We start from the raw sequence: 7,918 nt of genomic DNA, 5'->3' as shown, positions 1-7,918 counted from the left end.
TAAGAGTGGTTGGAGTGGATTTCGTTGAACATAATGAATTTACGTTCCGCCACGTAGGGCATGCTATGCATGCCAAATCGTAGGGCATGCTGTGCATGCCAAATCGTAGGGCATGCTGTGCATGCCAAATCGTAGGGCATGCTGTGCATGCCAACGGCTGACCGACAACACCCAGCCCATTCGACGACATCCGGCCTACGACTTCGACTCGCCGTACAACACTCCGGGCAAATAGATCACCAGCCCGACCGCCGCGGCCACCATCCAGGCTTGCGCCGGGCCGACACCCGGCAGCCCCAGTTTGGCACCGAACAAAATCACAATCGTCGCGACGACCGCAAACGGCGTCATCCTCCATCCGGACACAAACGCCGACAGGCACAGCAACATCCCCGCGATGCCGACCGACCACAGGCTGACGGTGATTCCCAGTGCGTCGGTCGTCGCATCGAGCGGAAGGGTTTCCCCGTCCAATTGTCCGCGTCCCACGGTTTGGGCCACTTCCGAAGCTAAGCCTTCTTCGCTCTGCGCGGCGAAGACAAACACCGCCAGCAATAAACATCCGACCAGTAAACGCGAGACACCGGAGAACGCGAACTTCAGTGATGCGAATCGATCACGCGGGCGTTTGTACCGGCCGCTGCGGGCGTCGGCCAACATCGCTTTGATCCGTTTCCGTTTGGCTTCGGCGATCACCTTTTCATCCTTGCCAAACGACTCCGCCGCTTGCCGCGCCGATTCCATGATCGCCGACGCCATTTCCCAACCCTGCTCACGAGCTTCGGCGGCACTGACGCCTTGGCTGATCAGTGACCGCTGTTCCAGCTCGGCCAGTTTACGGCGGTCGACCGCCTCACGCCTGGCATCGATCTTGCGATCCAGGGCGGAACACAACCGGTCGCGTAGCGATCCTTCGCCGACCGGTCCGGTGAACGAGACATCGAGTGACAACCGCCGACGTTTCTCCACCAACGCGTCGTAACCGAACATCGCCTCATAGATGGCTTGCCAGCCCTTGCCCGCATACCGTGCCAGGAAATCGCGTAAGCCTTCTTCATCGGCGCCTTCGATTCGCAAGTCGCGCACAAACCGCCGGGCTTCGTCGAGTGGTGGCTGGCCTGATTTTGCCGCCGTCACGGTCACGGCAAAGTGATAGCCGGTTCCTACCGCCGCCCCGAGCACGACTCCCAACAAGGCACCGATCCACAAACCGCTCACCAGCACGACCGCGAGCGCGACGAGTGACGCCAACGAAGCGGCGCCGATCTCGATCCACGAAAGCGATCCGATCCAACGCCGCACGTGATTCGCAATCGCAACCTGCCCCATCGTCGTCGCCAACACGATCGCCACGATGCAAGCGGTCGCCAACAACATCGGCCCCAACAGAATCGCCCCCAGGGACCAAAACGGCGAAACGATGGTCAGCAAGATCGAGAGCGCTGCCAGGGCGACGAACAGCTTTCCAGAAAGCTGTTTGACGACCTGTGTTTTTGCGTAGGCCGCGGCGATCGATTCCCAACGATCGGCCTGGTCGCTCGAGGGCGAAAACCCCATCAACGACTCGATGCCCAAGAACGATTGCAACGCATCGATCATCTCCGCCAGTGATCCGTATCGATCGCTCGGTCGCTTGGCCATCGCTTTGGCAACGATCTGACAGAGCGGTTCGGGAACGCGGCTGTTGATTTCGGCCAGATCCGGTAACGGGGATCGCGCATGTTGCTCGATCACTTCAGAGACCTGTGTTCCCGAGTACGGCGAACGGCCGGCCAAGAGATAAAACAGGCTGCACCCGAGCGAGTAGATGTCGGCGCGATGATCGACCGCCGTCGCATCGGCACCTTGTTCGGGCGCCATATAGGCCGGCGTTCCGATCGCGGTGCCTTGCATTGTTACTTGCGTGCCACTTTGCAGACCGCTGTAGGAGAGGCCTTCATCAGACGATTCGGGATCGATCTGGTCGGGGACTTTGACCAGTCCTAGATCGGCAACCTTGACGACGCCGTCGTCGCTGAGCAATAGATTGGCCGGTTTGACATCGCGATGAACCATCCCGCTTCGATGGGCGAACTGCAATCCCCGCGCGGCCTGCAAGATGTAGGTCGCCGCCCGTTTCGGTTCCAAGCTTCCCTTGTCGCGGACCAGATCGCCGAGTGATCCGCCACGAATCCATTCCATCGAAAAAAACAGCTGCCCGTCGTCTTCGCCGAAATCATAGATCTGGACGACGTTGTGATGCGACAGCTGAGCCGCGGCGTAGGCTTCGCGGGTGAAGCGTGCCAGCGACGCCGGGTTCTCGGCCAGCCGGGTGCGAATGGTTTTCAGCGCGACATCACGATCGAGCGACACCTGTTTGGCTTGATAGACCGCGCCCATCGCCCCGCGGCCGAGCAGGCGAACGATTCGATAGCCGCCCAGTCGCGATGGCCCTGCGTTGGCCGCCGCCTCGTCGCTGCCGTCATCGGAACGGTCCTCGACGGCGTCACGATCCGGGTCGGAAGTCGCGGCGGGGCGATTTCCCGACCCGGCGGAAACGTTCGGCGGCGGAGAAGACTTCCGTGACGACGCCGCGGGACTGCTGTCCTGGTCCAAGGTCTGATCCACGGTTTGCTCGACCGCAGCCTTGGTCCGCGTGGCCGCGCCGGAGGGCGGTCGGGTCGCCTGTTTCGCTTTGCCGACCCGCACCCGAGGCGGATCATCGTCACTGACCTGGATCAGAAAGGTCGCCGCGCACTTCTTGCACGTCGGCTGGTAGCGGCCCGGCTTGGGATCTCCCAGCTGCAGCCTTGCAGAACAGTGTGGGCATTCGATCTGGATCAAGGACAAACGACGACGTTGGAGTGGTTCGGGAGAATCAGCTCCCAACCATCATAGCTGATCCCAACGCGAAAGCCGGGATCACTGCCCCGCCGAAGTCACTGCCCCGCCGAAGTCACTGCCCCGCCGAAGTCACTGCCCCGCCGAAATCACTGCCCCGCCCGCAGACGCTGCACCGTCAATTCGATGGCCGTGATCAGCGCCCGCGCCTTGTTGATCGTTTCCTCGTACTCGGCATCGGGATCGCTGTCGGCAACGACGCCGCACCCGGCTTGCACGTACACCGTCTCGTCTTTGACGACCATGGTTCGCAGGGCGATACAGGTATCCATGTTGCCTCGATAGTCGATCCAGCCTACGGCGCCGCCGTAGGGGCCGCGGCGATGCGGTTCGATCGAATCGATGACTTCCATCGCGCGGACCTTGGGGGCGCCCGAGACCGTGCCGGCCGGCAGTGCGGCCTTGAGTGCGTCAAAGGCGTCCAACCCTTCACGCAGCTTTCCTTGAACCTCGCTGCTGATGTGCATCACGTGGCTGTAGCGTTCGACGACCATGACTTCGGTCAATTCAATGCTGCCAAACTGGGCCACGCGGCCGACGTCGTTGCGTCCCAGGTCGACCAACATCACATGTTCGGCGCGTTCCTTGGGATCGGCCAGCAATTCCTGCTCGAGCGCCTTGTCCTCCTTTTCGGTCTGTCCCCGTTTGCGGGTTCCCGCCAACGGCCGGACGGTGACGATCGAATCTTCGACACGGCACATGATCTCCGGCGAACACCCCACCAGAACGGTCTCGGGGGTCCGCAGGTAAAACATGAACGGGCTGGGATTGACGACCCGCAACGAACGATAGATCTCCAGCGGATCGACGTCGGTTTTCACGGCCATCCGCTGGCTGGGGACGACTTGAAAGATATCGCCGGCACGAATGTATTCGACGCACTCGCGGACCGCCTGACCGAACGATTCACGGGTGAAGTTGGACGAGATTTCCAACGGCTCGTTCTGAGCCGCTTCGCGCCAAACCGTCTCGTCCCAGGCGGCGGTCCGAATCTCCCGCCCCCCCGTGGTCTCGGACAGTTTTTCGATCGTGTCGTCGACGTCCGAGGCCGCTTTGGCGAAGGCTTCCGCGGCGGCGTCGGGATTGTTGACCTCACGACAATCGGCCAAGGAAACGACCGTGACCGTTTTGTCGACGTGATCAAAGACGCACAGCGTGTGGTAGAACGCGAAATCCAGATCGGGCAAGCCGCGATCATCCGTGGGCGCGTTGGGCAGGTGTTCCACGTAACGCACCACGTCATACCCCGCATAGCCGATCGCGCCACCGACAAAAGGTGGCAGTTCGTCGATCTCGGCAACCGATTTTTGAAAGTGCACTCGGAAGGCGTTCAGCGGGTCGGGATCGGTGAAGGTTTCCGTCTCCCGCTGACCGGTCAAATCGGTCACGGTGACCTGGTTTCGCGTGGCCGAGAAACGCAGCGAGGGCTCGGCGGCCAAAAAGCTGTAGCGGCCCACTTTTTCGCCGCCGATGACGCTTTCAAACAAACAGGCGCCGCCGGCCGCCACGGACGTGCCGTCGGCGGATCGATCCAGCCGCCCGAAGGCTGTCACCGGCGTCAATGCATCACTCAACAAGCGGCGATACACCGGGACAAAGTCGTGCTCGATGGCCAGGGCGGCAAATTCGTCGGGGGTGGGGTGGTGCATGGACGGAGCGAATTTCATGAATGGACGAGAGCGGTTGCCGTTAGTGTCGTCACCGAAACGCCAGTCGTGTAGGGGACCGGGTTGGTTTTGCCTCTCACGAGCGATAGAATCGATCAAGCAGCCCGCCGTCGCTACCCGTGTCGGCTCGCCGTCACACCCTGCATGTCTTCTTTTTTCCGGCCCGGTCCTCCCATCACAACTCGGATTGATCATGAAGTGCCAATTCTGTGAAAAACCGGCCACCTTCCACATCACCGAATTGACCGAACCGGTTGGCCCACAGGTCATGCACTTGTGCGAAGAGCATGCCAAGGGGTTCCTCAACAAGGAAGCCAGCCCGCCGATGACCGCGATCGCGTCGGCCCTGGCCAAACAACTCGGTCAATCCGGCGACGTGCTCGAAGAGCTGGATCAGAAGGAGTGTCCCGTTTGTGGCATCAGCTTTTTCGAATTTCGCAACAGCGGCCGACTCGGTTGCCCCTACGATTACACCCACTTCGAATCCGATTTGCGCCCGCTGCTGGTCAATGTCCACGACAAGACCGAACATGTGGGCAAAAAACCCACCCGCTCGGCGGGAACGGCCGACTCGTTGGCAAAAATGATCGGACTGCGGCGCGAAATGGAAGAAGCCATTGAACGCGAAGACTATGAGCGGGCATCGGAAATCCGCGACGAAATCAAAGCGATGGAAGACCCGATCGCCCCACCATCGACCCCCTCGGATACCCAATCGTGAAACGTGACGCGGACTTTGACGAACTGGCCCGGTACAGCGGCGAATGGATGCGTGGTGAAGGGCCAGAATCGGATATCGTGATCAGCACCCGGATTCGATTGGCTCGCAACCTGGCCGATTTTCCATTCATCCGTCGTTGCAGCGACGAAGATCGATTGAGCATCGAACGGACCGTCCGTGCCCGCATGGAAAGTCTGACCGACAGCCATTGGAAATCCGCCCACTACGTCGACCTGGAACCGCTCTCGGAAATCGATCGTCAACTGCTGGTCGAACGGCAACTGATCAGCCGCGAAATCGCCGAGTCCGACGGGTCGCGGGCCGTCGCCTTTGATGCGACCGAAGGCTACAGCGTGATGGTCAACGAAGAAGACCACTTGCGAATCCAAGTCATGAAAAGTGGCCTGGACATCAAAAACACCTGGGAGCAGGTCAACCGCATCGATGACATGCTCGAAGAAGTCATCTTGTACGCGTTCCATCCGCGCTACGGTTATCTGACCGCCTGCCCGACCAACGTCGGCACGGGATTGCGAGTCAGCGTGATGTTGCACCTGCCGGCACTGGTCATCACCGAACAGATGGACCGCGTCTTCCGCAGCATGCAACGGATCAACGTCACCGTCCGCGGTCTCTACGGGGAAGGATCCCAGTACACCGGCGACTTCTACCAAGTCAGCAACCAAGTCACGCTCGGCCACAGCGAAGCCGACTTGCTTGCCTTGGTCGGAGACGAGGTCGCGCCGCGGATCATCGAATATGAGCGCAAGGCGCGTCAGGCGTTGCTGAAGAACAACCGCGATGACTTGCACGACGAAGTCAGCCGGGCGATGGGCATCCTGAGCACGGCGCGCAAGATCAGCAGTGAAGAAACGATGCACCACCTGTCCAAGATCCGACTCGGGATCAGCATGGGGCTGATCGAACAGCCGGACGTCAAGGTCATCAATCAGCTGTTCCTGCAAACCCAATCGGCGCACCTGCAAAAATTGCAAGGCCGCGCCCTCGGCACCGCCGAACGTCACGCCCGCCGCGCCAGTTTCCTGCAACACCACCTGGCCGGCAAAGACGACGCCACCTGGAATTAGCCGCGGGTGGACCAGTAGGGCATGCTGTGCCTGCCGGAATCACTGGCGTTCTCGATTGACGACAAACGGATTGTTATTCGTTAGCGGTAGGGCGCGAGCCCTCCGGTCCGTCAGCACGTATTCTAGCGCCGACACCGGACGGCTCGCGCCGTTCCGCTAGCACGTTCGGTTCTTTGTTTGCGGCACGTCGCGAGCGTTTATGATGGGGCCTCACCCTGTTCCCTCCATCGATGCCCTGATCTGATGAATCCATCTTCTCCCCACGCCGCTGCCCGACACGACGCCGCATCCAGGTTTCGACGCCGCCTGCTCGGCCAACTACGCCTCATCACGCTCTGCGCGTTCGCCTTGGCCACCATCAGTGTCGCCCAGGCTGATGACGACGCGGCGCGGAAAGCGAAAAAGCCGCCCCGCAAGCCTGCCGTCAAAGACGCCAAAAACACCGACACCGGACTGCCGGATCCACCCCAAGATCCCGCCCTGGCCCAGTTCGGCATCTATGAAAAAACGGCACCCCGCGCGGAATCGACCGATCCGATCGTGACCACGTTGCCCCTGACGCTGCGACCGAATGATCGCATCGCACTGATCGGCAACGCCTTGCTGGAACGGTCCGGCGAATTCGGGCATCTGGAAGCGATGATCCAACAATCGTTCCCCGATCACCAATTGACCGTGCGCCATCTGGCCTGGACGGCCGACGAGATCGACCTTCAACCCCGACCCGATAATTTTGCCGATACGCTGCAACACCTGCACCACGAGCGAGTGGATGTCATCTTCGCCGCTTATGGGTTCAACGAGTCGTTTGCCGGTGACGCCGGACTGGATCGGTTCCGCGATGCACTCGGCCGCTACCTTACCGAATTAAAAACCAAAGCCTTCAATGGCCACTCCGCACCGCGGCTAGTCCTGGTTTCCCCCATCGCCAATGAAAACCTGCCAAACATTCCGGCCGCGGATCTCAACAACGACACCATCGGGAAGTACGTCGACGTGATGCGAGACGTCGCGGCCGAGCAAGGTGTGGGGTTCGCCGATGTCTTTGACGAGACACGCCGGCAATTCGAGAGCCTGGGGTCGGACCACACGATCAACGGCATCCATCTCAATCAAGACGGCGACCGGTTCTTTTCAAAGACCTTGTTTGAAAAACTGTTTCGCCGCGACGCTCCCGACATCAAACCCGAGTTGCTCCTAGTCATCGCGGACAAGAACCGGCAATTCTTCCGACGGTTTCGACCGCTCAACACGTTCTACTACACCGGCGGACGCAGCAAGGCGTACGGCTATCTGGACTTTCTGCCGGCGATGCGAAATTTTGATTTGATGACCGCCAATCGTGACGCGAAGATCTGGGAACTCGCTGCCGGAAAGACACGGTCGACCGAAATCGATGACAGCAACTTGCCCCCGATGCCGGAAACCAAGCAAAGTCGCGGGGCGAATGTTTGGATGACTGCCGCCGACGAACAACAGGCGTTTCAGATGGACCCGCGATTCGAAGTCAACTTGTTCGCCGGTGAAGAACAATTCCCCGAGATCGCCAACCCGATCCAAAT

General features: G+C 60.4%; 5 protein-coding genes. 3 read left to right on the top strand and 2 right to left on the bottom strand.

Going from position 1 to position 7,918, the window contains the following annotated elements; translation table 11 throughout:
• Positions 1-195 precede the first annotated feature (195 nt).
• The gene (locus ABX749_RS14075) at positions 196-2,823 is read right to left on the bottom strand and encodes a serine/threonine-protein kinase (protein WP_372896531.1); all 2,628 of its coding nucleotides are present in this window, start codon (positions 2,821-2,823) and stop codon (positions 196-198) included.
• A gap of 146 nt (positions 2,824-2,969) precedes the next feature.
• Entirely contained in the window at positions 2,970-4,529 is a 1,560-nt protein-coding gene (trpE, locus tag ABX749_RS14070; RefSeq protein WP_372896530.1) for an anthranilate synthase component I, read from the bottom strand.
• Between the two features lie 211 nt (positions 4,530-4,740).
• On the opposite strand from trpE, the gene ABX749_RS14065 reads away from it, so the two are divergent.
• The 3 genes from ABX749_RS14065 to ABX749_RS14055 all read left to right on the top strand — a co-directional run.
• Positions 4,741-5,268: a UvrB/UvrC motif-containing protein gene (locus ABX749_RS14065; RefSeq protein WP_095738256.1), complete on the top strand. Its 528-nt coding sequence runs from the start codon at positions 4,741-4,743 to the stop codon at positions 5,266-5,268.
• On the top strand, positions 5,265-6,356 hold the full coding sequence (locus ABX749_RS14060) for a protein arginine kinase (RefSeq protein ID WP_372896529.1): 1,092 nt from the start codon (positions 5,265-5,267) through the stop codon (positions 6,354-6,356). The genes ABX749_RS14065 and ABX749_RS14060 overlap by 4 nt, the downstream gene beginning before the upstream one ends.
• A gap of 243 nt (positions 6,357-6,599) precedes the next feature.
• Positions 6,600-7,918, top strand: a 1,319-nt coding sequence (locus tag ABX749_RS14055) for an SGNH/GDSL hydrolase family protein (protein ID WP_372896528.1), incomplete at its 3' end; no start/stop codon positions are given.

The sequence above is a fragment of the Stieleria sp. genome (genome assembly GCF_041595215.1).
Classification (GTDB): domain Bacteria; phylum Planctomycetota; class Planctomycetia; order Pirellulales; family Pirellulaceae; genus Stieleria; species Stieleria magnilauensis.
This window is presented reverse-complemented; position numbering and strand designations above follow the sequence as displayed.

Excerpts from the sequence above, each read along its gene's own strand:
- trpE (WP_372896530.1), bottom strand. The coding sequence starts at position 4,529 with ATGCACCACCCCACCCCCGACGAATTTGCCGCCCTGGCCATCGAGCAC.
- ABX749_RS14065 (WP_095738256.1), top strand. The coding sequence starts at position 4,741 with ATGAAGTGCCAATTCTGTGAAAAACCGGCCACCTTCCACATCACCGAA.